Below are 25,023 nucleotides of genomic sequence, written 5' to 3'. Positions count from 1 at the left end.
AAACGGAGATTGGAAGTGATAGGTTGCAGATTCAAAAATGAATTCTCTAATCTAATGTATAAGGAGCGAGTCCAATCGGAAGAGCTTCAGGACGGGTGCAGGTACTCTCCATTTCGTAGAATGAATGAGCGTCTGAAGAATCATGGAATGCCCACATCGCTTCTAGTACATGATAAGCCAATTCTCCACTGGCGCGGTGCTTTCTTCCCGTCCGAATGGCATAAGCCATATCCGCTGGACCAATTCCGCGCGTATTTTGATCATATCCAGACAACAGCGTTTGCTCTGTCCATTCATTCTCACCCATGAGCCGGAATTTCACCGGACCGCCAAAGTTATTAGGATCCGGCACTTGAATTGTTCCAAGTGTTCCGTAGATTTCTATATGCGGCAGGTTACTGCCGCCAAAAATATCAAAGCTTGTAATCAGCGTTGCAATGGCTCCATTCTCAAATCTTAATGTTCCGGCAACGTGAGTTGGAATTTGAACAGGAATTTTATTACCCAATTTCTTCTCACTTGTAATCGTGCGTTCTTCTAGCGCTTTACCAGTCATCCCGCTAACCGTACGAATTGGACCCAATAACTGCACCAATGCTGTCAAATAGTATGGTCCCATATCAAACATTGGACCTCCACCAACAGCATAGTAGAATTCTGGATCTGGATGCCAATGTTCATGTCCACGCCCCATCATAAATGAGGTAGCTGCAACGGGTTCGCCAATTACACCCTCCTCAATCAGCTTCAAAACGGTTTGAATGCCCGATCCAAAGAATGTTTCCGGGGCGCTGCCCACTAATACGCCCTTTTCGCGTGCCGCAGAAAGAACTTGGCGTCCTTCTTCTCTCGTCACAGCTAGTGGTTTCTCAACGTATACATGTTTACCCGCTTCAATAGCTTTCAGGCATACTTCCGCATGAACCGCTGGAATCGTCAGGTTGATAACGATCTCTATCTCCGGATCATTCAGTAATTGCTCTGTGGTATAAACGTTCGGAATATTGTATTTATCCGCTTGTTCCTGTGCTCTAGCCAAGTCCAAGTCCGCACAGGCAACTAGATCCAGAATCTCGAACTTCTGACAGTTCTCCATATAGATACTGCTAATTTTGCCGCATCCGATAATTCCTACTTTGACTTTATCCATTTGTTGATCGCTCCCAGAGATTATTGACTGTCTGCCATTCCGCTATAGCTACTACTAACCGCTGAAAGATGGGATTGTGCGTGAGTTTTTCCCTCGGCAGCCCATAGCAGTCCTCTGCGCATCATTTCCTTTACCTGTGGCATAGCTACAATATCCGCATGATGTCCAAGTGAATTATAATACACTCTGCCATGACCCCATCGTTTGGTCCAAGCTACTGGCATATCCACGGCTTTGTTGAAGGAATGCGGGCCTTCAACAACTGGAAACCGAGTCGTTGCAAGTACTTCTACAGCCGGATCAACATGCAGATAATATTGCTCTGAACAAACGGTGAAGTCTTCTAATCCCTCTACCAAAGGACTTGAGCTTTGGCAAATCTCTACGGTGTAGTTCACACCATCATTGCCGGGATGAGCCACCCATTGTCCCCCCGTCATAAACTGCCAATCCACATTATTTCGGAAAGAATCACACATCCCGCCATGACATCCTGCAAGACCCGTACCGTTCTGTACAGCTGCCGAGACATTATCCACTAGCTTCTGATCGATTGTCCCCATTGTCCATACCGGAACGATCAAATCTAATCCAAGAAGCTTCTCTGCATCACCAAAAGCCTCAAGTGTATTCGATACCTCCACTTCAAACTGTTCCTCTTGTAACAACTTAGCGAATATATCAGCTACCAGTTCAGGCTCATGGCCATCCCAGCCGCCCCATACAATCAATGCTTTTCTCATTCTCAGCACTCCTTCTATTAGAGGTTGTTCAAAAAGTCCGCTTTTGATCACGCATTTTTGTTGATTACATCTCAGATATATCGACCCACCGGCGCTGTTCAATAGAGCGTTCTACAGCTTCTAACACAGCTTGGCATTTCACTCCGTCATGGAAATTAGGTTCAGGCTGACGTCCTTCTTCTATCGCATTGGATAACTCCAACATCTCGTGAATAAACGTATGTTCAAAGCCAATCGTATGACCCGGCGGCCACCAAGCCTCCGCATATTCATGCGCAGGATCTGTAGCCAGCACACGCCGAAAGCCCTGTACATCCTCTGCGTCTGAGGTTAAATAGACTTCAAGTTCATTCATCCGCTCAAAATCGAATTTCACACTACCTAGACTGCCGTTTATCTCAAATGAATTGGTAGAGCGATGGCCTGCTGCGAACCGCGTAGCTTCAAAACTACCCAAGGCACCGTTTGCAAAACGGGCTAAAAACAATGTCGCATCATCAACAGTAACCTTTCCCTTTGGTGCATCCTTGTCCCCTTTAGCGCTTAATCCGGTCATTTCAGCAGCAAGCGGACGTTCTTTAATGAAGGTCTCACTCATGCCGATTACTTCCTTCACATCACCTACTAAGAAATGTGCCAAATCAATGAGATGCGCACCCAAATCACCATGTGAGCCTGAACCCGCAATCTCCTTCTGCAATCTCCACACTAACGGGAACTCCGGATCAATAATCCAATCTTGTAGAAACCATGCCCGAAAATGATAGATTTCTCCAAGCCGTCCGCTCTCAACTAGCTTCTTAGCAAGTCTAACCGCTGGCGAAAAGCGATAATTAAAACCAACCATATGTGTAACCCCTGCATCTTCAGCGGCTTGCAGCATTTCACGGGAATCCGCCAAGGTCAACGCGAGTGGTTTCTCACAAAAAATATGCTTACCTGCTTTGGCTGCAGCCAAAGCTATCTCCTTATGTGCATTACTAGGGGCATTTATATCAATAAGATCAATATCCTCACGAGTGATTAGATCTTTCCAATCTGTTACACAATCCGACCATCCTAACTGAGTGGCAGCCTCTTCAAGCGCTTCAGCATTCCGTCCACAAATCACAGACATCTCTGGCTTAAGCGCTTTCGGGAAAAACATTGGCAGACTGCGGTAAGCATTACTGTGAGCCTTACCCATAAATTTATAACCGATCATTCCAATGCGAAGCTGTTTCATCTTATTCCTCCTTAGGATTCATAATTATTGATGAAGCTCGTATTACTAATTCTGTCGGATGTTTAATCTGGATGATTTGGGAGGACGCTGCCGTTTCTGAGAGGCTACACCCCAGCAATTCTAGTACCTTAGTTACAGCGATTTCACCCAGCTCATAAAAGGGAACATGCACACTGCTTAAGGCGGGGGTGGTAAGCTCAGCAGCATCCGAATCATCATAGCCCACCATAGCTGGGATACGATCCTTTGGGATACCTAGCTCCTGCAAACCTTGTTGCAAACCAATAGCCATTCGATCATTTGCGGCTACAATGGCATCAATCTCATTCAGCAGTGGCAACATCTCTTTGGCAGCCTTAACACCACTTTTACGGCTGAAATTCCCTTCGAATAAAAGTGAAACATCCAAAGGAAGGTTCGACTCCTCCAACGCACGCGCATAACCAGTTAAACGATCTCGGCTGTTCGAATAAGATGCCGGGCCGTTTAGAAAGGCAATCCTCGTCAATCCCTGATCCAGGAAGTGCTTGACCGCTTTCCGGCTTCCTTCGACATGATCAGCATCCACCTCATGAAAGGCCTCTCCTTCAAAATGCTGATTAATCAGGCAAAACGGATGACCTTCCACCTTCAATCGGCGAAGTGAGGCTAGCTCACCTGGTTCTTCTTTGGCACCGAGTACAATGCAAGCATCAATCTTCCGCATCTTAAACAATGCGCTATAGTCCATTGGCTCTTCAGCGTTTCGAAACAGCATTAACAGATCATAGCCCTCTTCTCGCGCCTTACTCCCAATGCCACTTAATATTTCCGAAAAATAATAAGTGGAGAACAAGCGAGCTTTTGGCAAATAAGGCATGACTACACCGAGATTCCCACTCCTTCTTCGAGCAAAGCTCTGAGCGAGTGAGCTAGGAGTATATCCCAGCTTTAGAGCAGCGGCCAACACCCGTTCCTTCGTCTCTTCCTTGAGCGGACCTACATTGTTTAGCACACGAGAGACTGTGGCTTCTGAGACTCCGGCAAGCTCGGCAACCTCTTTACGGCTGGCGATAGAAATCCCTCCTACGAAAGCGCATTCAATTAATGTACGCGCGTACATTCTCTCATGAACCATGCCCTTCGTCAACCCTAATTTTGGATATTAAAAAATAATAAATCCCCTGAAATAAATCAGGGGATTTTATCATTGCCCGTCAACCACGCTTGTACGTGCTTTAGGAATTTTTTAGTGGCAGGAGAAGCGTATTTCATGGAATGTACAGCAATCCCCAGTGATCTGAAACTACGTTCCTCCAATTCAAGCATCGTTACATTATAATTCTGACGAGTTAATACAAGCTCTGGCAAAATACTAATTCCAAGCCCCTTCTCCACCATGGCCATAATGGCATAATCATCACCTGCTGAGAACTTAATATTCGGTTTGATGCCTGCCTTATCCAGTACACGTCTAACATCATAATCCGAACCTGCCTTTGGTATGATGAAATCCTCTTTAGCAATTTGGGATAAGGATAGAAACGGCTCAGCACTAAGCGGATTTTCTTTGGACACGATGCCTAGCATCCTATCCTTTTTTAAGGGAATGACATCGAACTTATCGCGTGTAGGCAGAGAAATAAAACCACAATCAACGACTCCAGCCTCGATCCATTGCTCAACCTCTAAGTAACCACCTTCCATCAACCTGATTTCTATATAGGGATACTCACTGCGAAATTGCTTAATCATTCCTGGCAGCCAATGCACAGATACACTGGTGAATGTACCGATGGTAATGGTTCCTACCTCTAGCCCATGTATATCTGCCACCTCCTGCTTCAACTTTTCATTCCACTTTAGAATTTCACGGATAGGCTGCAGCACCTGCTCCCCATTTACCGTCAATTTAACGCCGGATCTATTTCTAATTAATAACGTAAAACCAAACTCCATCTCCAAGCTACTAATCGTGTGGCTAATTCCAGATTGCGTAAAGCCCAGCACATCTGCTGCTTTTGTTAAGCTCCCTAGCTCTACAACCTTTAGAAAAATCTCATATTTATTAATGCTCAACCTCTATCCCTCACCTTTTTAATTACATAAGTTTTACTCATGTATCCTATGATAAACATTCAGTTACCTTATGTATAGAGCCGTATTATACTAAATTGAGTTGAAAATGAAGAAGGATGGATGACGAGATGAAACCGCTCAAAGCTGAGCTGATGCTGTTAGTTGTAACATTATTTTGGGGTTCTTCCTACATATTTATGAAAATGGGGTTAGGTACGTTAGGTGAATTCAATCTGATTGCACTCCGCTTCGGACTTGCTTTTATATTAGCCGCAGTGATCTTTCATAAACGCTTAAGAAAAGCTGACATCAAAACATTGAAATATGGTGCTTTACTCGGATTCTTACTCCTAGGCGTGTTCACATGTATAACGTTCGGACTTAAGACTACGACAACCTCCAATGCAGGATTTTTAGTAGCCCTTACGGTCATTTTTGTACCGATACTAGATCGAGTACTTTTCAAAAAAAGAGTCGCACCTCCGCAAGTTTTTGGCTCCATACTCGCTATTGCTGGAATCGGACTCCTTACATTAAACGCTACCTTAAAAATTGGGCCCGGTGACTTCCTTTGTATTCTTTCGGCGGTGTTCTATGCGGTACAGATCTTATTTACTGGAAAGGCAGTCAAAGAATGTGATTCACTGAATATTGGGATCTTGCAGTTAGGATTTGCCGGAGGGTTTGCTTTAGTGTTATCTGCACTGTACGAGACACCTTCGCTACCTTCAACTTTACCGGCATGGATAGCGATCCTCGCACTTGGGATACTCTGTAGTGCCTGCGGATTCATCTTACAACCGATAGCTCAAAAATATACGACACCAACCCGCACCGGACTGATTTTCTCCCTTGAGCCGGTATTCGCTGCGCTGTTTGGTTATTGGTTCGCCGCCGAAAAGCTATCGATGCAAGGGTATGCTGGCGCAGCCCTTGTTCTACTGGGGATTGTAGCATCAGAGCTACTCGGTAAAGTTACTGTCAGTCCTCAGTGGACTCAGAAGAAACCAGAACATCTATAAAATGATTATCTAATACAAAAGGCGTCGTTAGCTATGCAAGTTGAACGACGCCTTTTTATATTAACTTAGATTATCGTATGAATTAATGTCCCATCATCATGGCAGCATCCGCCTTTTGACCCTCTTCGGAGGAGGAATCATTAGCGGAAAGCTTCGGTTTGCGCAGGATAATACTCATGAGTACACCGACTACAGCTATACAGCCAGAAAGGAAGAATACATCATCGAAGCCCAGTACTGCAGCTGTCAAAGGATTGCTTCCTGCTTTCAGTGCTCCCATGTGTACAGTAATTTGACTTGTCAAATAACCTGTTAAACCTGCAACCGCAAAGGCCACCACTACCTGCTGTGCAGCCGCTGTAAGCGATGTGACCCGGCTCACCAAATCACGCGGCGCTGCATTCAGAACATGTGTATTGAGTGGCATCATCGCTATCCCCATCCCAAATCCTAATAAAGCAAGATACATCATAATGGTGTTTAAGCTTGTAGTTATCGTAATCCCCGATAGAAGGAATAAGGTAACTGTAATGATGCTCAGACCCACAAATGCCAGCGGGCGTGCCCCTATCTTATCAAACAATTTACCACCAAGCGGCATGCCGATTACACATGCTAAAGCTTGTGGAAGCAGAATTAACCCTGTCTCTAATGGTGTATAAGCCCGGATCTGCTGTAAGTATAGCGGTACAAACAACATGGAACCAAACAATGCGGCTTGCATGACCCAAGTTAAAATAATACCGCGGGTGAAATCTGAGGAACGAAACACACGAAGATCAAGCAGAGGCTGCTTATGCCGCAGTTCAACGATTATAAATAGAATCAGTGCAACACCCCCAACAGATAACCCGAGGATTGCAGGAGTCGATGACCAGCTATTCGCTCCACCTTCATTTACTCCATATGCCAGCATAGAGAACGCAATTGGAGCCAGTATAATACCTAGTATATCGAGATTGCCTTTACCGATCTTCTCCGTCTTGGGTAGATACTTCACACCAAGAATAATACCAACAATCCCAATCGGCACGTTAATCAGGAAGATCCAATGCCAACTAACATATTCAACAAGCCATCCGGACAATATTGGGCCAAGTGCAGGTGCAAGCAGCATGGGAATCCCAAGCATCCCCATAATCGACCCTCTTCGTTCAGCTGGAGCTAACTTAAACACCATGGCCATCCCAATAGGAGCTACCATCCCCCCACCAAGACCTTGGATCACTCGAAAAATAACAAGCTGCGAAGAAGTTTGAGCTATGGAACATAACATGGAGCCAAGAATGAACAACGTGAGCGTCACCAGAAACACCTGTTTAGAACCGAAGCGATCAGTCATCCAGCCTGCGAGCGGTATTACAGCAGCTAAAGCTAACGTGTAGCCTGTAATCGCCCACTGAATCGTTTTTAGATCTGAAGAAAAATAATCGACCAGTTTGGGTATAGCCACATTCACGACGGTGCCATCCAGAATAACCATAATCATTCCGACGATAATAGCAAGAAGCGGGGGGAGGATAGCTCTTAGTGAGAATGGCCGTTCTTCTGTCGGGCTACTCTGAGTAATTGATTTTGTCATCCAGTACTCCACTCTTTTCTCTAATTTAGTTAAATGCTTTAACGATTATTTCAAATTTTAATTTACCTTCGATGAATGTGAAAGTCAACAAATAAAACCCTTTTTTACAATAAAAATACATTGCATTTACTTTCATCTCAGAAAGTTTATTGAAACAAAAAAAAGACTATGCATAGTCCCTTAGAAATTTCTTCTTAAGGAACGTACGCATAGCCTGTTGTACTAAAACTGTATCAATAATTTCCTCCAAATTATATGGAAGGAAGGTTTCCCTTTAATTCAACAATCTTACCCGACTTATTGAGAACAAACTCAAGGGATGCTTCCGTTACAGCAAAGCCAAGTACACATTGTATGGACATTTGATCTTCTTTTTGACTACTTTCAGTAGACTTTATGCCATGGTAAGTACCAGCTCGTGCAGTGAAATCAGCCCAATATTTCTGTAAACCCGTAACGGAAAGCGAACGCTTCATTTCATCACTAAAGAATCGATTCTCTAATTCTTGAAATTGTCCAGTGCTCAGCAGTCCCGCTATCACACTAGCTGTAACCTCGGGCGCATAAACTTCCACTAGATTAGCTTCTGCATTATAAGAGGTTACCAGTCCAGCACTAGTGAAAAAAGAGAGCGGAACATATAAGTGTTCCTTCTTAAGCACAACTGCATCCTTAAAATCTCTTTTTGCTGTATCATTAATGGTAATGTGGTCGTCTCCAACTTTATATTCAATCTTTTGTTTGACTCCACTTAATGTAATGGTGTCTGTGCTTTTTTGATAAGTGGTCTGATATTTTAAGACGCTTGATGTCTCTCTAAGAGGAAGCAGGACCGTAGAACCGTTTGTATAGGCTGAATACAGATCTGATTTCAGAACCTGACCATTTAAAACCACCTTTACTTCACTAGCATCTGCCCAAGCCGTAGAATAGGTAGTTCCTCCAAATCCATTTACCAATAATAGTACACTTAACACCACAACAACCGCGATTTTGTTCATCCGTTCGAAACCTCCCTTTTTTTGACTATTAGTATTATGTGCGTTTCCAGCATCTGCTAATCCTAATGGTAATCAAGCTTAACAAAAAAAGTGAATTGCTTCTTACATGGACTTTCAAGTTCTAGGTTATTCCACTTTGAAGTCAAAATATTGTTTAGGATAAGGTTCCTTGATCAACGTAAAATGCCACCATTCCTTACTGTAAGGTTTAAATCCTTGTTTTACCATCGCCTCTTTGAGAATTGCCCGATTTGCTTTCTGAGTCTTGTTAATTAAGGACGTATCGTAATAGGAAATATCTCCGAAAAAATCAAACGGGCTGCCCATATCTACCTCAGCTCCCGTCTCATTATTTACGATCGTTAAATCGATGGTGCTGCCTCTGGAATGGCCTGATTTTTTAGCTATAAATCCGAGTTTGAATAGATTACGTTTATCCAGTCGCGGATAATATTGCTGTTTCATTTTAGTATCTACGGCATTCTGAGACCATCTTACAAAATGATTCACTGCCGTCTGAGGACGATACGCATCATAAATTTTAAGGATGTACCCTTTGTTTGCTAAATCATCACTTACAGCCTTCAAAGCTGTTGCCGCTGTCCGCGAAAATATCGCTAAGGGCGCCTTATAGCCATCGATCCGCTTCCCAACAAAATTGTTGTCCCCGAAATAACGAATTTCAAATTGTGCGGTAGGAATCACTTCATCCAGATAGACAAAACCTTGCGGTAAATGATTCTTCTTCTCCATTTGCATCTGCTGTAGCACGGAGTCTGTTGAAGAGCCGACATAAGCAGCATAAGTACTGCCCATAAACATAGTGTTTGTCCACAATAACAGCACAACTGTGAAAACTGCGATTTTTATTCCTCTTGATCCAATTCTCAATTGAGCCAGCCTCTTCTCAGATGTTGTCTTCACATATTCTAATAATTATGAGTTTACGGTTTCAACTAGAAATTTTTCGATTACAGGTGTGAATTTATTATTCGTAGAATTAAGTAATTGCAGCAGCTTTTCTAAAATCGAAAGAATTCTAGTATCGACTTTGCTATCTTTTAGTGCACCCTCATATGCCTTTTTTACTTCTGGTTTAATTACTCGCTCATCATAGTCATATGCAGGTGTATTACTTGTACCATATAATAAGCGAGACGTTGCAAGGAGAAGTTCTTTTTGAAGAGCGGTTGAACGGTTAGAAGCAGGATATTTCGTTACAAAATCCTCTAGCGCAAGTGCCCTGTTCGTTAACTCGGTCCAACTAATCACAATCGCTGCATCAGAGACACTCGGTTGATTAGATTCGGTGGCCATAATATCAATATATGCTGCAATGTCCTTTGTAACATACGGCTTAAAAATCTTAAATCCCTCATAATGCATCACCGGATAGTACATGCCTTCACTGGTCTCCAGCTTATATCCCTTATCCCGGCCTTCAATTAACATGTTGCGTACGTTGGCATCTTTGATCGTATTAAGGAGTGAGGTATAGGTGAGATTTTTGCTTTTGGAAAAAGCATTATTTATCTCTTTCTGCATCTTGTCCGGAAAAACCTTTTCTGAGTATACAGATAAATGAGCCTTCTGTGCATTCTCGAGCTGGAGAGTCATCCGTGTCGCTGTCCAGTTATCCACTTCTTTGATGTGGTTAATTAAATAATTACGTGCGGCAGCAAGAGATGTCGGCTTCTGTACATACTGCTGGAATTGATTATAGACTTTTAGCGTTTCCGTTGTCGTTGCGGCAAGTACTGGCTCTATAACCAAAGTACTAAATCCTGTCACTGAACCAAGGGTTATAGCAATACTTAACAAGCTTGCTTTTTTCCAGTTCAATTAATGACCTCCTTATGCCATATATGTAATTGTACTTAATATTTAGACATACGGGAAGATCCTGAACCTATTCCAGCGCAGTATTATTATGGACGCCTTCATTATCCTTCCTACGATAAATGCCCATCAAAAGTCCAATAGCAGCATATTCAAACCACACATGACTCCCATAGCTGAGAAACGGAAATGGAATTGAGGTCAGCATCATTCCCCCGCTCAAAACAGCAAGACCATAGGCAAATCTTATAGCAAGAAAAAATGCTAAGCCAACAACAAGTGCCTGTCCGTAAGGTTCACGAATAGCTCGTATCGTTAAAAGAAGCTTAATGAAAAGCCAGGTTATAACAGCTACCAGAAGCAATCCACCCGCCCAACCAAAGCAATGAATAAGATAGACTGGCAACATATCGGAGTAGACATACGGCAGCTTTTGTTCTACTGATCCGAATCCGTGACCCCACCACCCAGCTGAACGAATTACTTCACGCATGACTTGATAAATATATCCATAACCTTCCGGATCTAAAGATGGATCTATAGCATTTATGAATCTAGCCAGCAAGTACTCACTATTTAATATAAAAAGTAGTCCAGCTATTGAAAAGAACCCTAACAACACGAAGCTCTTTAACCAATTGCGAATAATCCATAAATACAGTACTAGTGAGGAGACAAGATACAATACTAACTCTGGAAGAGCGTTTAAAGAGATAAGCAACAACGCGGGGAGTAACAAAATGCCTACTTCGAACAGCCCGCTTCGCCAAGTTTTCTTGATAGCTGCTTCCCTACGATTTACTAGAATACCTGTTAGCGCAACAATCAGCATAAAAGGACGATAGGATGTCATGTCAGGTAAAATCAAAAAGATCCTAGGACCATAATTCACACCGTTCACTTGCGTTCCCCATCCAATACTCACTAATATCCCTATTATAGAAGTAGCATATAACAACCAAGAAAGTCCTTTTAGTCTTCTGAAATCAATGAAGTACAATCCAAACATCAATACAGTTCCTATGAGTATATTTATGGACTGCCGTCTAAGCGCATTATCTAAAAAAGAACCTTTAACAATATCACTATAGCCAGCATCCACAGAGCTCATTCCGATCAAACTAATCGCGGACAACAAAGCAATAACTCCAAACAATCCCCAAGGAACTCGTGGTTTATGTATTTGGTGAAGTTCCTTCCCTAATGTTTGCGGATTCCCCATTTGTGCGATTGCCCAAGCTATTGCTTCATCTCGGAGCATGCCGGTTGCTTCTTTTTCACAGATCAAATCTTCTAAATGACTGGCTAATTCTTGACGTATTTCTGGATGAGTTTTTTTCGCTTTAATCTCTGCACATACTTCGTCCAAAAATTGCTGCTGCCTTTCTTTCATCATACATTCCCCTCTCCCAGAACAGAATCAACTGCACCTTTGAACATAACCCATTCTGCCCTTTTCTCTTTGAGCTTCTCTTTACCTTCATCCAGAATTCTATAGTACTTTCGCTTCCTTCCCTCTACCTCCATCCAATAGGCTTCAACCCAGCGTTCACTTTCCATCGCATGCAGGATCGGATATAAGGTTCCTTCTTTTAATGAAAAAATGCCCTGTGATCTCTGCTCCAACGCTTTGATCAGTTCATAACCATATAACGGCTTCTCCAGTAAAAGAGTCAGAATCAACGTGCCTGTACTACCCTTCAGCATTTCTTTACTTACTTTCAATGGTCTGCACCTCCTGATTTCTTAAGTCCAATGATTAATATTTGAATATCCTGTATATTAATTATCCTCCAATACCTAGAATAACTATACATCGTAAATCTATGTATGTAAAATCCACGCTTATTGGTTACTCTGACATGTGTAATATTACGTAAAAAACAACAATAGAAAAAATTAAACGACGATCGCTCCACGGTGTTCTGCCGATGGGTGATCGTCGTTTTTCTAAATACCTCTATATAATAATCAATTCTCCTACTTGTAATCATATATATTTATCCAATATATATTGACACAATATATATTGGTCCGATATATTATAAGCGTGATATACAAATATTTCTAATCAACAAGGAGGTTCTGTTTTGAACAGTCAGGATGTTATTTTAGGCATGCTTATGAAAGAATCGAAGACTGGTTACGAAATAAAACAGTTATTGGAGGATGTATTCTCTAATTTCTATAGTTCTAGTTATGGAACGATTTATCCCACACTTGCCCGCATGGAAAAGGAGGGTTTGATAACTAAGGAAAATGTGCAGCAGGAAGGTAAGCCTAATAAGAATCTTTTAAACATCACGGATAAAGGAAGAGATAGTTTTAACACGTATTTACTAGCCCCACTAGAGGCTGACAGTATTAAGAAATCTGATTTTATGATGAGGCTATACTTTGGTGAATTTGTTGGGTATGACAAGGTGATTCTTTGGTTGAAGCAAGCACAGGAAGAATCACAACAGAAGTTAGATCAATTACTTGAGCAGTATTCACTTTATAAAAATACAATGCATCCAGCACAGATCATCTGTATCCAAATTGGCATAGAAGAATATAAAGCAAAGCTCAAAATCATTGCCGAAGGATTGTCAAACATGGAGCAGTTAGTGCTTACAAAGTAAGTTTTGTACGTACCAAGTGAAGAGATAACGCTCAAAAAACTTTAGGAGGAATTGTTAATGAAAACAATTTTTATAACAGGTGCTTCGTCTGGCATTGGGAGAACTACAGCAAAACATTTTGCTGAAAGAGGATGGAACGTCGTAGCCACGATGCGTTCACCTGAACAAGAAAGTGAACTTATTACACTTGATAATGTATTGGTTTTACAGCTTGATGTTGAGAAATCAGACACAATTCAACCTGCGTTAGCGGAAGCGATTAAGCGGTTCGGTAAAATTGACGTTCTTCTCAATAATGCTGGTTATGGAACAATGGGTCTTATAGAAGTAGCTACAGATGAGCAGATCAGAAGACAGTTTGAAGTGAACGTGTTTGGTCTTATCAGTATGACTAAAGCCATATTGCCACATTTTAGATCGAATCAAGAGGGTTTACTGATCAATATCTCTTCTATGGGAGGGAAAGTAACCTTTCCTACGATGTCTCTGTATCATTCAACTAAATTCGCCGTAGAAGGTTTTTCTGAATCCGTATCTTATGAATTAGCATCACAGAACATTAGAGTTAAGTTAATTGAACCAGGTGCTATTCAAACGGACTTTGGTGGAAGATCGATGGAGTTCTTTTTTAATGATGCATTAACGGATTATAAACCCTTTACTACTGCATTCTTGGGTAAATTAGGTGAGATGGAAAACCAACCTTCCTATGCTTCACCTCCAGAAATTGTTGCGGAAACAATATATCAAGCCGCCACTGATGGGACAAGTCAATTCCGGTACATTGTTGGAGAAGATGCAAAAATGCTCATTCAAATGAAAGAAAATACAGATGAACAAGAGTATCTGACTAATATAGCCCAGCATTTTTCTTAAAAAGAAGTTAGGTGGCGGACGCTTCTCGGTATTCTACCGGGGAGAGGTCCCTCTTTCTTGTTATGAGTAAAAAAATCCCCTCCGATTAACAGTGGTATGTTCATACGTACATGAACCTTCTCCACTATCTACCGTAAGGGGATTTTACAAGCTTAAGGATTAATGCATAGGTGTATTCATTTTATGATCAACAACTACTCTTTTTACGAAGAACGCAAGAATTAGACCTACAATTGCCATACTCATTCCGAAAATAAATGCATTTTGCACACCTTGCGTGAACGCAGGCAACATATTAGCCGGATCGGCTGGATCAGCCACAGTCTTCATATAACTCTTAGAACCTGCAGACATAATGCTGACAGCTAATGCAGTACCGATCGCACCAGCAACCTGCTGCAATGTATTCATGATCGCTGTACCATCAGGATATAATTCTAGCGGCAGCTGGTTAATTCCGTTGGTTTGTGCAGGCATAAATACCATCGACACACCAATCATAAGCGTACTGTGAAGTACGATTACGAATACGACTGTAGAAGCTACAGTAATACTGGAGAAGAACCATAAAGCTGTAGCAGCAATAATCAGGCCTGGAATAACAAGCCATTTAGGACCGTATTTGTCGAACAGACGACCCATGATTGGGGACATCAGTCCGTTAATAATTCCCCCTGGAAGTAGCAGCAAGCCTGCCTTGAACGCTGTATATCCCTGACCCTGTTGAAGATACATTGGAAGAATCAACATGGATGATAGGATAACCATCATACAAATAAATACCATAGCCACACCAATGGAGAACATTGGATATTTAAAAGCACGCAGATTAATCATAGGCTGCTTCATCTTCATTTGGCGCAAGCCGAACAATAAGAGTGATACCACACCTACTACGATAGCTATGATTACTTTTGGACTTCCCCAACCGGCTTCTTCACCGGCGCTGCTGAAACCAAACACGATTCCACCAAACCCGATCGATGATAATGCTATGGAGAGGATGTCGATCTTCGGCTTCGTTACCTTCGTTACGTTCTGCATGAAGAGGATTCCGAATATCAATGCGATCACCAGGAAGGGCAGTGACAGCCAGAAGATCCAGTGCCAGCTAAGACTTTCAATTAGAAGTCCAGCAATAGTAGGACCGATCGCTGGCGCTACCATGATAACCAAACCAATCATCCCCATCGCGGCACCACGTTTTTCAGGAGCAATGATGATAAGGATCGTATTGAACATAAGCGGTAATAGAAGCGCTGTACCCATTGCTTGTACTACACGCGCTGTTAATAGGAACTCAAAGCTAGGTGATACTGCAGCTAGAAACGTTCCTAGTATTGAAAAACATAATGCAGCAACAAACAACTGTCTAGTCGAGAACCACTGAAGCAGCATACCCGAAATCGGTACTAGAATTCCCAGTGTAAGCAGATAAGCTGTCGTTAACCATTGTGCTGTTGCTGGAGTGATTTGAAGGACATTCATAAGATCACTTAAAGCTACATTTAGTGCGGTTTCACTGAACATTCCGATAAATCCTGCAAGTAGTAATGAGACTAGAATCGGAATGGTTTTAAACTTCTTTACTTCCTTTTGTTGCTTTCCTTGCATAGTTGCTTCCACTCTTAATCCCCCTGATGTTCTTATCTATTGTCTCTCTCTAACCAAGTATTGCTGGGATAATCTTCGCCGCCGCGAGAAGCGGCTGTTCATCCCGTAAAGTCAGCGTCTGAAGAAGCGCTCCTTCAAATAATGAGACTACTACTGAAGCCTTATCGGCTGCAGTGTTGCCCTCCACACCTTCTTCCAGAAGGCGTTTCTTGATCACATCCTGCAAGTCCATAAACACAGATTTACATGCAGCCCGCAGCTCCTCACTAATACAAGAGGTCTCCGCCGCTAACCAAAAACTGAACGGAACGATCCCCTCAAATGAAGATTCTACTGCTTTCATAGCCATTCCTAGAATAAAGTCCTCCATTGCTTCAGCTGCACTATTGCTGCTCTCCATATGACAGTTCAGCTTCTGAGCGACTGTTAGACTATTCCGGTTAATGCATGTTAAAGCCAGTTCTTCTTTACCGTGAGGGAAGTAGTAATAAAGAGATCCCTTCGGTGAATCGCTGTCTTTAATAATCTGATTTAATCCTGTTGCATGATATCCCTGAGAAAAAAATAATTTCGAAGCGGTGTCCAGAATCGCCTCACGCGTATTCGGCTTGTTCGACAAGCTGACACTTCCTTTGCATTATAACAATTGGTCTACATAATAAAACCATATTTTTAAGAGATATGTCAACATATAAATTACTTAAATTCAAAGTAATTTGGTGGAAGTACGGTAGTCAGGTTACCACCATCTGCTCAGTACATCATGTTACCCCATCGGACTCAGATGCAGCTATTTGCGCTAAAACTGGCTTTAAGATACATTATCGGACCTGAGCGACACTACTTCACTAAAATGGAGTAGTTTCCATCTATTTTTGAGCACCTAGCTGCATTGGAGTCCGATAGTTCACCCTCACCGGGAAAATAATTAGCCTCTCGCCCACTTTATCCGCCCGAAATTATCTACTTCCCAATCCCTCATCCTCAGCGTATACTATAATTATTCCAATGAGAAAGGTGTGAATTTATGCAGGACGTGCCTAAAGGAATTCCACGGCCATTAGTAAAGACTAATCAGGCGTTTATCGTCATTTCAGTAATATTAACATGGCTAACAGGACAGCACTGGATCCTTGCGCTGCCCTTGTTCGCCGGATTGCTTGGCCTCTCGTTCGGTTACAATCCCATTATTAAGCTTGCTGGTAAGTTTCTGACCAAAGAACGTTCGCACTATGTACTCGAAGACTGGTCACAACAACAGTTTAACCAAACCATTGCTGTCTTCTGCCTAGCAGGTGGTCTGATCAGCTTCTTCGCTGGCTGGACGATTGCTGCTTATATTTTCACAACGCTCGTTGCAGTGGCGGCTACGGTTGCGATTTTTGGTTTTTGCATCGGATGTTTTATCCATTATCAGTGGAGAATGTACAATTACAGACGTAAACAAAGCACAAATTAAATCGCAAAACCCCTAATCCCGTACTTCTCCAACAACATCCCAACGATGACGAAACTTTAACAATCGTGGATGAAGTGATGGTGGTGCTGATGTCAGCAATAACCGAATCTTTACAATCCACTCTTCAAATGAGGAATATGACGCAAACTGATTTGCCACCTCAGGCGTTAAATACAAAAAAATCGGCGAAGGATAGATTTCAACAAGATGCCGAAGCGCCGAATCGAGCGGAGTATACTTCTTTCGCTTCCCTTCCAAGCTCTCTACCGTGATGAAGCTACGTCCTTGTTCCCTTTTCCACTCATGCAGCCGGTCTTCACGCTTATAATAAGCGCTCACCGGCTCTTTTGTCATTCGTCTCACCGTTTCTTCATGAAGCGGATACAGCACTAGCTTAGTGAAACGCCGATCTGCTGCAGTCTTTGCTGCGATTTCAAGTTCCTGATCGGTGATATGCTCAAAAGAATCGTAAAACACTAACGTCCCTTTACGTTGTTCAACGGGTGGCTCATAGCCGTAGGGAACATGCTGAATGTCTCTTTTCAATGAAACCCCTCCTGCTTGTTCTATTCATTAATCATATCATGTGACAACGGCAGGGCTATCATTCTTATCTTGCAGCTGAAGACGAACTGTTGATGAAATCCTGAACTTTTAAAATTAGAGTGGGATAAATCAATGGATAAGTTAGATTCGTTGGGATATCAGTAAATCCTTTGATTTCTGCCATCTCATATGGTGGGAGCTCTGCGAATTGTTCCACATTTGCAAAAAATAGTTTTCCATAACTCCCAGGTGCATCATCCATGGTTACCTTATAAATGGTTATCGGGACAATAGAGAATTGCTCCGCTCCCGTTTCCTCAAATAACTCTCTAGCCGCTGCCTGCTCCGGTGTCTCGCCTACTTCTATATGACCTCCGGCAAACTCCCACGTCGAACGATCCTGATGTCTTGCTAAGATCCATTCTTCACCATGCTTAACCATAATAACAACGTATTCTAAATCAACTTCTTTTTCCTTTTCAAGATTAAATAAGCTTATCAGCAATTCTATCCCTCACTTTCCCACTGCTTCAGATACTCCCAGCCTCATCCCAAGCTAATTTAAATGCTGCTACACTCTGAAACCGCTCCTCCCGCTCCAAGCTGACTGCCCTTAAAGCAACATCGTATTGGGCTTTGCTCGCTTCCCATTTTGCAAACGATCGATCGGAGGCTCCTCCTAAAAGAACAAATGCAGTGGCACCCATATTGAATACATTTGTAACTTCATCAATCGGTGCATCTAAAATAAATTCTTCCGGCGACTTGAATCTTGATGAGCCCCAGAAGTTCTCGCCCAGATCATTTACAGTAGGCTTAAGTCTATAAAAATCAATATCACAAATCCTTGTTTCATCGTTCGTAAAATCATACAGAATACTTCCATCATAAAAATCCACTGCTACATAACCCTGCAACTCAACAAGCTCATGAAACGAAAAGATCACGTCTAAGGACGCTAAACGTTGTTCAACAGATAACTGCTTATAGCGGTAAAAAGGCGACTCCGGATGGCTCAGCTTAGCTTCACCCGCAAAAAGCCAATGTGAATGTAAACATTCACCTGCAAACCATTCAAATACCGCTGCATACCCCGTCCCAACTTCAAAATGTGACACCAAATTGATCAGCGATTTAGATTCAAGTTCGTTATACAACGGGATAGCTTCAATTAAACGGCTAACAGCATCCAAGGGATTCCCGTCGAAGGTCAAAGGCTTTGCCCCAGCAAATTTCACAAAAAACTTCTGCCCCTCCTTCTCCACACCAAAAGAAAGATTTCCAGAGTCCTGCTGGTCAAACACTTTAAACACCACACCTAGCTTTGTTAACCATGCAAAATCATAAGGCTCTTGCAATTGAAAACTTACCGCGTCAATTTCATATGTATATTTTTTTTCGCTCAACTGTACCTCCGCATTTACTAATTTAAGTTAGTTCTATTTTCATAAAGATTCCGGCGATGGTTGTTTCCTGTGGACTGGTTCTTTTGACAATCTCATATGGCTTAAATCCTAACCTGGAATATAATAACATCCCTTTGGTATTTACATTATGACAAACCAGATGTAACTCATGAAGCTGTAGGTCCTCTTTAGCAGCAGCCAGCATGGTATGGATCAAATACTCCGCGGCTCCTTTACCTCTATAATCGGGTGAAATAATAACATTCCCCAGCCAGTACAACTCTTGATGTTGTTGGTAATATAAATTGGCGTATCCGATGACTTGGTCGTGTTCATTTAGAATCACTGTTTGCTTATCCCGGCCTTGTGCAGCCTGCTCTAATTGTTCGGAGGTAAGTGGATATTCCAGCTTGGGCGACATAAAGAACACTTCCGTTGAATCTTTAGGAAAAGCACATATTGCGGCATAGTCTGCAGATACTGCTTTTCGATAACTGTAATTCATTTCATTTCCTTCCTTCTTAACTTCATTCATGTTCTTGTTCGATATTTAATCACTAGAATAATAACCAGCAGCACAACACATAGGGACATCGTATTCGTAATTAAAAAAGCTAAACCTACTCCCGTAACCGCCAAACTGATCGCGTAAGCTTCCATTAGACTAATCCCAAGCAGCATTAGCAAATACGACTTTAAATTCAAATCAGCTACGGATTTGGATTTCAAGATCTGAACAATCTGAGGAATCCAACCTAAAGACAGGATCACTCCACCTATTAATTGCATGACTGCAAACATAACAGCACCTCCACGGATTGTATTACTGTTGTATTCCGGGCGGCTCAGTCTGGTTCCAATTCATTTCAAAATAACTGAAGCTTACTATAGGCATAAGAGGCGGCACCAATAGTACCCGCCCGATTCCCAAGCTCTGCTTGAACAATTTTGCACTTACTGCTGGATAGCTTCAATGCATGCTGACTTACTGTTTCTCTTACAGGTTGGAGCAATTTATCGCCCGCAGCAGCCATCCCTCCACCTACAATAATTAGATCAGGATTGAGAATATTCACCACATTTGCTAATCCAAATCCAAGGATAGTGCCGGTCTCCTGCATAACCTCAATGGAGAGGGCGTCTCCGAGTTCGTAAGCTTCAGATATCATTAACGCGGTAATTAGCTCTTCTTGATCATTCGTCCACGTCTGAATCATACTGGTTCGGCCTTCCTTTAGCATCTCTTTAAACGTATTCACCATGCCAATAGCGGAGACATATCTACCTAGGCAACCCGAGCTCCCGCATTTGCAGGGACGTCCGTTTCTGTACATATTCATATGTCCGATTTCACCAGCGCTGTAGGCCGTGCCGTAGATTACTTTTCCGTCGTTCACGATACCCGATCCTAATCCTGTTCCCAAGGTAATCAGAACCAGATTGTTGTAACCTCTACCTGCGCCTTGCAGCCATTCTCCATAAAGATTAACCCTCACATCATTATCAATAAAAACAGGAAAGTCATAGAACGCTCTCATCTCGTCAACAACATTTACATGCTCCCAATCCGGAAAATTCGGCGAGAAAAAAGAAACTCCAGCAACTGGATCTAATAATCCGGGCACTCCGATTCCCATACCTACTACTAAATCAAATGAAATATTTGCTTCAACAGTAATCAGACGTACAGCTTCTCTAATCCGTCCCAGTACATGTGATGGCCCTTTAGCTGCCTCAGTAGGTGTAGATATTTCTTTTACAGCTATAAAATCGGTATCGTACATTCCTGCTTTGATATTCGTTCCACCGAGATCAATCCCAATAATATATCGTTTCATAAGAACCTCCAGAATTAGAAATAACTTACCCTTTCATTATGAATGCCTGAAGGCTGAAACTATAGAGTAAACATACAAGTTATATGATAAAGTTCCAACATTTCTATTACAAATGACTTCTACTAACTGTCGCTTCTATTTCGGCTAACATCAGTCTGTTCACACCCATCTTAATCTGATTCTCAGTGAGATTGGAATAGCCTAGTAGAAACACTGGACCCTTAGGTTTGCTCTCCAGAAAATAAGAAGATGCAGGATATACGCGAACACCGTAACGTAGCGCCACCTCAGCAATGCGATTCTCCTCGGCATCCGACTCCAACTCAATCAATAAATGTAGTCCAGCTTCCTCGCCATAATATCGCACACGACTTCCAAATTCCGTATTCAAACTGTTTACGAGACAGGCTCTGCGTGAGGCATACAGCTTTCCCATCTGCGTAACATGCCTTGCATAGTGACCATTCTGAATAAATTCTGCTAACGCTTCCTGGTCCAGAGCAGAAGACATTCGATCTGTAATCCATTTAACAGCTAAAAAAGGCTGAAGCAAAGCCGGAGGCAACACAACATAACCTATCCGCAGAGAAGGAAATAATACTTTACTAAAACTGCCTACATAAATAACTCGACCCTCAGTATCTAGACCAGCAAGCGCGGATAATTTCGGACCCTCGTACCTATATTCACTGTCATAATCGTCTTCAATAATAAAAGCATGATTCGCTTTCGCCCAATCCAACAACTGAACTCTTCGCTTCAAAGACAGCGTTGTCCCTGAAGGGAACTGGTGAGAAGGAGTAACATAGACTAGCTTTGGCGTTTTTTTAAGATTACCATCTTGATCGTTATCACTGTTTGTTTGGAATTGTTCTACGCAGATGCCATCTTGATCTACCTTAACAGGTAAGACCTCTACCCCAGCAAAAGAAAAAATTTCACGTACAACGCTATGTGATGGATCTTCAACAATGACATGATCACCTTTAAACAAGAATATCCTCGATAAAATATCGAGCGCTTGCGTAGCCCCAGACGTAATCACGATTTGTTCCGGAACAACGGGCATAGACCGTGTGGAACGTAATAAACGTGCGATCTCTCGACGCAATCCCAGTGAACCCTCCGCAGGGCCATAACCTAACGTATCCGGAGAAGCACGGCGGCAAGCATTCATTAGGGCCTTTTGCCATTGATCCATAGGAAACGCGTCCCAAGCAGGAACACCATGTCGAAAATCGCAAAACACCGGATTCAAATGATCCACTTCTCTAGTAGACGGTGGGTTAAGTGCAAGGAAATCAGGTCCCTTCGTTACAAAATTGTAAGGGCTCTCATAAACCTTTGTCACTTTCTCCTCCAACGTCAACTCCGCAATAAACGTTCCCGCTCCTTTTCTCATCTCCAGATACCCTTCTGCCTGTAGCAGCTCATAGGATTGAAGGACCACGCTTCTGGATACGCCAAGCTGGTTAGCTAAAGTTCTAGACGGAGGCAGGGGGTCACCCCCGCTTAAAGCTCCTGAATGGATAGCATTTCGAACTTGCTCGTAAATTTGACGGCTAAACGGAATCTGTCGTTCTTTATCGATTGTGATCAGCAAATCATGCTTCATAAGAGGTCCTCCCCTTCTGTTCCGACTTTTGTTCAAAAATAAAGGGTAAGCATTTTTACGAGTAGTGCTGCGGAAACAGAGCCTAGAATCACGAGGAGCAGCGGAATTTTTCTAATTAATACCAGTATAACAGCGACAGTCCCTGATGCGATACCCACAAGATTAACATCTGGGTCTACCTGAATGATTCCAGGTACCGTTAGCGCACTAAGAACCGCTATAGGCAAATACTCTAGCATCGCTTGAACTTTGGAGGGTCCATTCGAATGATTTGTAAGTAGCAAAGGCACAAAACGAAATAAAAATGTAATAACAGCCATACCCACAATGATTAAGATAGTCATAGGGATACCCCTTTCTCCGCTTGAACTCGTACTCTAAACAAGGAGCCCACTGCCATGCCGATTATCATAGCTACAAGGATCGAAGAGTTTCCCAGCAAGGGGTGCAGCAGCCATGATGATCCTGCAGCTGATATACATATAGCCATATTCCGTAAGCTGCCTTTCAATTGAGGTACAACAAGTGCAATCAGCAAGGCGTATAATGAAGTATTTAGCGCCGGTAAATAAAAAGCTGGAATATAGGAAGCAAGGGTTATCCCTGAAGCCGTAGCTAGCAGGTTAGCGACATAAGGAGGGATTTGTAAGCCCAGCAAATAAGGAAGTTCTAGGGGTTGGTTAGATTTTTCATTCACTGATTTAGGGTTTGCTTTCTCTCTAGTGAGCATACTAACTGCGTATACCTCTTCTGTTAAACTAAAGCCAATCCAGGTTCGCGCAAGATAGCTAATATTACGATTTAACTGCCCTCCAAAGGATAAGCTGATAAACAAATATCTTAGGTTAATGATCAGCGTAAGCAGTAAAATTACTGGAGCGGCTGCTCCTGCGGCAAGCATTTTTACACCTATAAATTGACTAGCCCCCGCAAATACTAGCGCTGACAATAAGAATACCTCCAGACTACCGAGACCTAACCCCTTACCGACCAATCCAAACGTAAAGCACGCAGGAATAAATCCTGCAACGATTGCGACGGAATCTTTAAGTCCTGTTCTAAACAGTTCTTTCTGATCATTCATAAGTTTCTCTCTCCCTTATCGTTGTCCTAGAGAGAGCATACTTGGATACCGATCCAGTGGAAATGACCGCATGGGTGCGTATGTACCATACCAATTTCTTTTCTCATAAAAAAGACCGCCCTCTAAGAGAACGATCTTTAATGAAGCTTTATACCTCCAGTGGACTTTCAACAATCTCGTTAATTTCCTGTACGATCTGCGATCTAATCTGATCTAATCGATTAATGTTCACGGTAGAAGCATAAATTTGCTTTAACGCATCAAGGAATACCTTTGCGTCTGTCAGATGCTGTGTGGACTGTTTCATGGTGCTGGAGTACCGTTTTTTAATGCCAGCTATAGCTTCGGAGAATGCTTCATCTGTACCAGTTTGTATACAACGCGAATACATATCGACAATCTCATCAGTGACACGATCTGGATAATACTCATGTGGAGCCGTGCTATCAAAAATAGCAAATCCAAGCTCACGCACAATAATCATATCAAGGCTATTTGGATCGAAGCCACAGTGGTAAATTTCAACATCGTAGCCACGCTTGATGCCTTCAGCCGCTATTTTTTTCAACAGTGTTGATTTTCCGGAGCCCGCACGTCCTTTAACCAAATATCTTTTTAATCCTGCGGTTAGATTAGGAACAAAATCCACTGCCCCCTTAGGCGTCGCCGCCCCTAAAAAACGATGATCTATCCGGCTGGAATGTTCAGATTTCTGATCATCATACAAAAGCTTAATATACTCTTGTGTCAGCTCATCAGCTGCTTGAAAATTCATTGTCGCGATATATATCGCTTCCCATTCGTCATGAATGCGAAGGGCTTCAGCAAAACCAGCGTAAGCAAAATCATGCTCTTGGCTGATTGCAGCAACTAATTTATCGATTTCCAACTTGTGCTGGCTTAACTGAAACAGATCAACCGCTTGCTCCAAATCTACGAATACGATGGACTCTTCAGGCAGTTCAGGGTTTATTACACGTGGAGCAGCTCCATCAAAGATTCCTACATTTAATTTTGGAATAACGACACCGTCTAGTGAATCGTTATCTGATGCAGTGTGGATGAACCAAATCCCATAGCCTTGTTGATTCAACTGCTCTCCGATTTCTCTAATTAGTTTGGTCTGCCCCGTTCCGGGACCTCCTTTTAATACAAACAGACGTGTTAAACTTTGCAATGACGACTCATAGAGATTGTAAAAGCCGTGAGCCGTATTGCCGCCAGCAAAGAAATTGAGGATTGTTCCGTTCATAATCGCACACCTTTCCGGGCTAATGTCATGGTTCATAATTCATCGTATTATTGACCGCTGGGAAAGGTGACACTTTAAGTGAGATGTGG

At 42.5% G+C, this 25,023-nt stretch carries 27 protein-coding genes; 4 read left to right on the top strand and 23 right to left on the bottom strand.

Annotated elements, in window-relative coordinates:
* Positions 1-46: 46 nt before the first annotated feature.
* The 5 genes from ACDZ28_RS22720 to ACDZ28_RS22700 form a co-directional block, all read right to left on the bottom strand.
* A complete protein-coding gene (locus tag ACDZ28_RS22720) occupies positions 47-1,150 on the bottom strand; it encodes a Gfo/Idh/MocA family protein (protein WP_375102805.1) in 1,104 nt (367 codons plus the stop codon).
* Between the two features lie 20 nt (positions 1,151-1,170).
* On the bottom strand, positions 1,171-1,893 hold the full coding sequence (locus ACDZ28_RS22715; protein WP_341112524.1) for a ThuA domain-containing protein: 723 nt from the start codon (positions 1,891-1,893) through the stop codon (positions 1,171-1,173).
* A gap of 64 nt (positions 1,894-1,957) precedes the next feature.
* A complete protein-coding gene (locus tag ACDZ28_RS22710) occupies positions 1,958-3,118 on the bottom strand; it encodes a Gfo/Idh/MocA family oxidoreductase (RefSeq protein WP_339290878.1) in 1,161 nt (386 codons plus the stop codon).
* 1 nt (position 3,119) lies between these two features.
* On the bottom strand, positions 3,120-4,220 hold the full coding sequence (locus tag ACDZ28_RS22705; protein ID WP_375105394.1) for a LacI family DNA-binding transcriptional regulator: 1,101 nt from the start codon (positions 4,218-4,220) through the stop codon (positions 3,120-3,122).
* A gap of 71 nt (positions 4,221-4,291) precedes the next feature.
* The gene (locus ACDZ28_RS22700; protein WP_042127329.1) at positions 4,292-5,176 is read right to left on the bottom strand and encodes a LysR family transcriptional regulator; all 885 of its coding nucleotides are present in this window, start codon (positions 5,174-5,176) and stop codon (positions 4,292-4,294) included.
* Between the two features lie 128 nt (positions 5,177-5,304).
* On the opposite strand from ACDZ28_RS22700, the gene ACDZ28_RS22695 reads away from it, so the two are divergent.
* Entirely contained in the window at positions 5,305-6,198 is an 894-nt protein-coding gene (locus tag ACDZ28_RS22695) for a DMT family transporter (RefSeq protein WP_375102804.1), read from the top strand.
* Positions 6,199-6,280: 82 nt separating this feature from the next.
* Here the strand turns inward: ACDZ28_RS22695 and ACDZ28_RS22690 are convergent, their stop codons facing one another.
* The 6 genes from ACDZ28_RS22690 to ACDZ28_RS22665 form a co-directional block, all read right to left on the bottom strand.
* The gene (locus tag ACDZ28_RS22690; protein WP_042127325.1) at positions 6,281-7,780 is read right to left on the bottom strand and encodes a DHA2 family efflux MFS transporter permease subunit; all 1,500 of its coding nucleotides are present in this window, start codon (positions 7,778-7,780) and stop codon (positions 6,281-6,283) included.
* Positions 7,781-8,031: 251 nt separating this feature from the next.
* Complete coding sequence (locus ACDZ28_RS22685) at positions 8,032-8,781, bottom strand: stalk domain-containing protein (protein WP_042127323.1); 750 nt, start codon at positions 8,779-8,781, stop codon at positions 8,032-8,034.
* A 126-nt stretch (positions 8,782-8,907) separates the two neighbouring features.
* A complete protein-coding gene (locus ACDZ28_RS22680) occupies positions 8,908-9,672 on the bottom strand; it encodes a M15 family metallopeptidase (RefSeq protein ID WP_375102803.1) in 765 nt (254 codons plus the stop codon).
* A 45-nt stretch (positions 9,673-9,717) separates the two neighbouring features.
* Positions 9,718-10,623, bottom strand: a complete 906-nt coding sequence (locus ACDZ28_RS22675) for a hypothetical protein (RefSeq protein ID WP_375102802.1) — start codon at positions 10,621-10,623, stop codon at positions 9,718-9,720.
* A gap of 67 nt (positions 10,624-10,690) precedes the next feature.
* On the bottom strand, positions 10,691-12,016 hold the full coding sequence (locus ACDZ28_RS22670; protein ID WP_375102801.1) for an FtsW/RodA/SpoVE family cell cycle protein: 1,326 nt from the start codon (positions 12,014-12,016) through the stop codon (positions 10,691-10,693).
* On the bottom strand, positions 12,013-12,345 hold the full coding sequence (locus tag ACDZ28_RS22665; RefSeq protein WP_375102800.1) for a PadR family transcriptional regulator: 333 nt from the start codon (positions 12,343-12,345) through the stop codon (positions 12,013-12,015). The genes ACDZ28_RS22670 and ACDZ28_RS22665 overlap by 4 nt, the downstream gene beginning before the upstream one ends.
* A gap of 365 nt (positions 12,346-12,710) precedes the next feature.
* On the opposite strand from ACDZ28_RS22665, the gene ACDZ28_RS22660 reads away from it, so the two are divergent.
* Together ACDZ28_RS22660 and ACDZ28_RS22655 are read left to right on the top strand one after the other, a co-directional pair.
* On the top strand, positions 12,711-13,244 hold the full coding sequence (locus ACDZ28_RS22660) for a PadR family transcriptional regulator (RefSeq protein WP_375102799.1): 534 nt from the start codon (positions 12,711-12,713) through the stop codon (positions 13,242-13,244).
* A 57-nt stretch (positions 13,245-13,301) separates the two neighbouring features.
* On the top strand, positions 13,302-14,120 hold the full coding sequence (locus tag ACDZ28_RS22655; RefSeq protein WP_042127317.1) for an SDR family oxidoreductase: 819 nt from the start codon (positions 13,302-13,304) through the stop codon (positions 14,118-14,120).
* A 159-nt stretch (positions 14,121-14,279) separates the two neighbouring features.
* Here the strand turns inward: ACDZ28_RS22655 and ACDZ28_RS22650 are convergent, their stop codons facing one another.
* Both ACDZ28_RS22650 and ACDZ28_RS22645 read right to left on the bottom strand, forming a co-directional pair.
* The gene (locus ACDZ28_RS22650; RefSeq protein WP_076118628.1) at positions 14,280-15,734 is read right to left on the bottom strand and encodes a DHA2 family efflux MFS transporter permease subunit; all 1,455 of its coding nucleotides are present in this window, start codon (positions 15,732-15,734) and stop codon (positions 14,280-14,282) included.
* A 49-nt stretch (positions 15,735-15,783) separates the two neighbouring features.
* Positions 15,784-16,353, bottom strand: coding sequence for a TetR/AcrR family transcriptional regulator (locus ACDZ28_RS22645; protein ID WP_042127315.1), 570 nt, complete (start codon positions 16,351-16,353; stop codon positions 15,784-15,786).
* A gap of 408 nt (positions 16,354-16,761) precedes the next feature.
* Between ACDZ28_RS22645 and ACDZ28_RS22640 the strand changes: the two genes are divergently transcribed.
* Positions 16,762-17,193 (top strand): DUF4395 domain-containing protein, encoded by a 432-nt coding sequence (locus ACDZ28_RS22640; RefSeq protein ID WP_042127313.1) that lies wholly within the window; start codon positions 16,762-16,764, stop codon positions 17,191-17,193.
* Positions 17,194-17,205: 12 nt separating this feature from the next.
* On the opposite strand, the gene ACDZ28_RS22635 is transcribed toward ACDZ28_RS22640, so the two are convergent.
* From ACDZ28_RS22635 to ACDZ28_RS22590, 10 genes are all read right to left on the bottom strand, one after another.
* Positions 17,206-17,739, bottom strand: a complete 534-nt coding sequence (locus ACDZ28_RS22635) for a hypothetical protein (RefSeq protein ID WP_375102798.1) — start codon at positions 17,737-17,739, stop codon at positions 17,206-17,208.
* Positions 17,740-17,803: 64 nt separating this feature from the next.
* A complete protein-coding gene (locus ACDZ28_RS22630) occupies positions 17,804-18,244 on the bottom strand; it encodes an NUDIX domain-containing protein (protein ID WP_042127309.1) in 441 nt (146 codons plus the stop codon).
* Positions 18,245-18,269: 25 nt separating this feature from the next.
* The gene (locus ACDZ28_RS22625; protein ID WP_375102797.1) at positions 18,270-19,145 is read right to left on the bottom strand and encodes a serine/threonine protein kinase; all 876 of its coding nucleotides are present in this window, start codon (positions 19,143-19,145) and stop codon (positions 18,270-18,272) included.
* A 22-nt stretch (positions 19,146-19,167) separates the two neighbouring features.
* Positions 19,168-19,680, bottom strand: coding sequence for a GNAT family N-acetyltransferase (locus ACDZ28_RS22620; RefSeq protein WP_375102796.1), 513 nt, complete (start codon positions 19,678-19,680; stop codon positions 19,168-19,170).
* Positions 19,677-19,946: a PQ-loop domain-containing transporter gene (locus ACDZ28_RS22615; RefSeq protein WP_042127303.1), complete on the bottom strand. Its 270-nt coding sequence runs from the start codon at positions 19,944-19,946 to the stop codon at positions 19,677-19,679. The genes ACDZ28_RS22620 and ACDZ28_RS22615 overlap by 4 nt, the downstream gene beginning before the upstream one ends.
* Positions 19,947-20,011: 65 nt before the next feature.
* Entirely contained in the window at positions 20,012-20,983 is a 972-nt protein-coding gene (locus ACDZ28_RS22610; protein WP_042127301.1) for an ROK family protein, read from the bottom strand.
* Positions 20,984-21,089: 106 nt separating this feature from the next.
* Positions 21,090-22,598 (bottom strand): PLP-dependent aminotransferase family protein, encoded by a 1,509-nt coding sequence (locus ACDZ28_RS22605; protein ID WP_375102795.1) that lies wholly within the window; start codon positions 22,596-22,598, stop codon positions 21,090-21,092.
* 32 nt (positions 22,599-22,630) lie between these two features.
* The gene (locus ACDZ28_RS22600) at positions 22,631-22,942 is read right to left on the bottom strand and encodes an AzlD domain-containing protein (protein WP_052414590.1); all 312 of its coding nucleotides are present in this window, start codon (positions 22,940-22,942) and stop codon (positions 22,631-22,633) included.
* A complete protein-coding gene (locus ACDZ28_RS22595; RefSeq protein WP_375102794.1) occupies positions 22,939-23,682 on the bottom strand; it encodes an AzlC family ABC transporter permease in 744 nt (247 codons plus the stop codon). The genes ACDZ28_RS22600 and ACDZ28_RS22595 overlap by 4 nt, the downstream gene beginning before the upstream one ends.
* 148 nt (positions 23,683-23,830) lie before the next feature.
* A complete protein-coding gene (locus ACDZ28_RS22590; RefSeq protein WP_375102793.1) occupies positions 23,831-24,934 on the bottom strand; it encodes a PRK06851 family protein in 1,104 nt (367 codons plus the stop codon).
* Positions 24,935-25,023 lie beyond the last annotated feature (89 nt).

Source organism: Paenibacillus sp. RS8, from assembly GCF_041956825.1.
Classification (GTDB): Bacteria; Bacillota; Bacilli; order Paenibacillales; family Paenibacillaceae; genus Paenibacillus_AQ.
Note: the sequence above shows the minus strand (reverse complement) of the source record. Positions and strands in the feature narration are given on the sequence as shown.

Bases quoted from the DNA above. Each gene is read 5' to 3' on its own strand.
- ACDZ28_RS22720 (WP_375102805.1), bottom strand. From the start codon at position 1,150: ATGGATAAAGTCAAAGTAGGAATTATCGGATGCGGCAAAATTAGCAGT.
- ACDZ28_RS22715 (WP_341112524.1), bottom strand. From the start codon at position 1,893: ATGAGAAAAGCATTGATTGTATGGGGCGGCTGGGATGGCCATGAGCCT.
- ACDZ28_RS22710 (WP_339290878.1), bottom strand. From the start codon at position 3,118: ATGAAACAGCTTCGCATTGGAATGATCGGTTATAAATTTATGGGTAAG.
- ACDZ28_RS22705 (WP_375105394.1), bottom strand. From the start codon at position 4,220: ATGTACGCGCGTACATTAATTGAATGCGCTTTCGTAGGAGGGATTTCT.
- ACDZ28_RS22695 (WP_375102804.1), top strand. From the start codon at position 5,305: ATGAAACCGCTCAAAGCTGAGCTGATGCTGTTAGTTGTAACATTATTT.
- ACDZ28_RS22690 (WP_042127325.1), bottom strand. From the start codon at position 7,780: ATGACAAAATCAATTACTCAGAGTAGCCCGACAGAAGAACGGCCATTC.
- ACDZ28_RS22685 (WP_042127323.1), bottom strand. From the start codon at position 8,781: ATGAACAAAATCGCGGTTGTTGTGGTGTTAAGTGTACTATTATTGGTA.
- ACDZ28_RS22670 (WP_375102801.1), bottom strand. From the start codon at position 12,016: ATGATGAAAGAAAGGCAGCAGCAATTTTTGGACGAAGTATGTGCAGAG.
- ACDZ28_RS22655 (WP_042127317.1), top strand. From the start codon at position 13,302: ATGAAAACAATTTTTATAACAGGTGCTTCGTCTGGCATTGGGAGAACT.
- ACDZ28_RS22650 (WP_076118628.1), bottom strand. From the start codon at position 15,734: ATGCAAGGAAAGCAACAAAAGGAAGTAAAGAAGTTTAAAACCATTCCG.
- ACDZ28_RS22640 (WP_042127313.1), top strand. From the start codon at position 16,762: ATGCAGGACGTGCCTAAAGGAATTCCACGGCCATTAGTAAAGACTAAT.
- ACDZ28_RS22620 (WP_375102796.1), bottom strand. From the start codon at position 19,680: ATGAATGAAGTTAAGAAGGAAGGAAATGAAATGAATTACAGTTATCGA.
- ACDZ28_RS22615 (WP_042127303.1), bottom strand. From the start codon at position 19,946: ATGTTTGCAGTCATGCAATTAATAGGTGGAGTGATCCTGTCTTTAGGT.
- ACDZ28_RS22610 (WP_042127301.1), bottom strand. From the start codon at position 20,983: ATGAAACGATATATTATTGGGATTGATCTCGGTGGAACGAATATCAAA.
- ACDZ28_RS22605 (WP_375102795.1), bottom strand. From the start codon at position 22,598: ATGAAGCATGATTTGCTGATCACAATCGATAAAGAACGACAGATTCCG.
- ACDZ28_RS22600 (WP_052414590.1), bottom strand. From the start codon at position 22,942: ATGACTATCTTAATCATTGTGGGTATGGCTGTTATTACATTTTTATTT.
- ACDZ28_RS22595 (WP_375102794.1), bottom strand. From the start codon at position 23,682: ATGAATGATCAGAAAGAACTGTTTAGAACAGGACTTAAAGATTCCGTC.
- ACDZ28_RS22590 (WP_375102793.1), bottom strand. From the start codon at position 24,934: ATGAACGGAACAATCCTCAATTTCTTTGCTGGCGGCAATACGGCTCAC.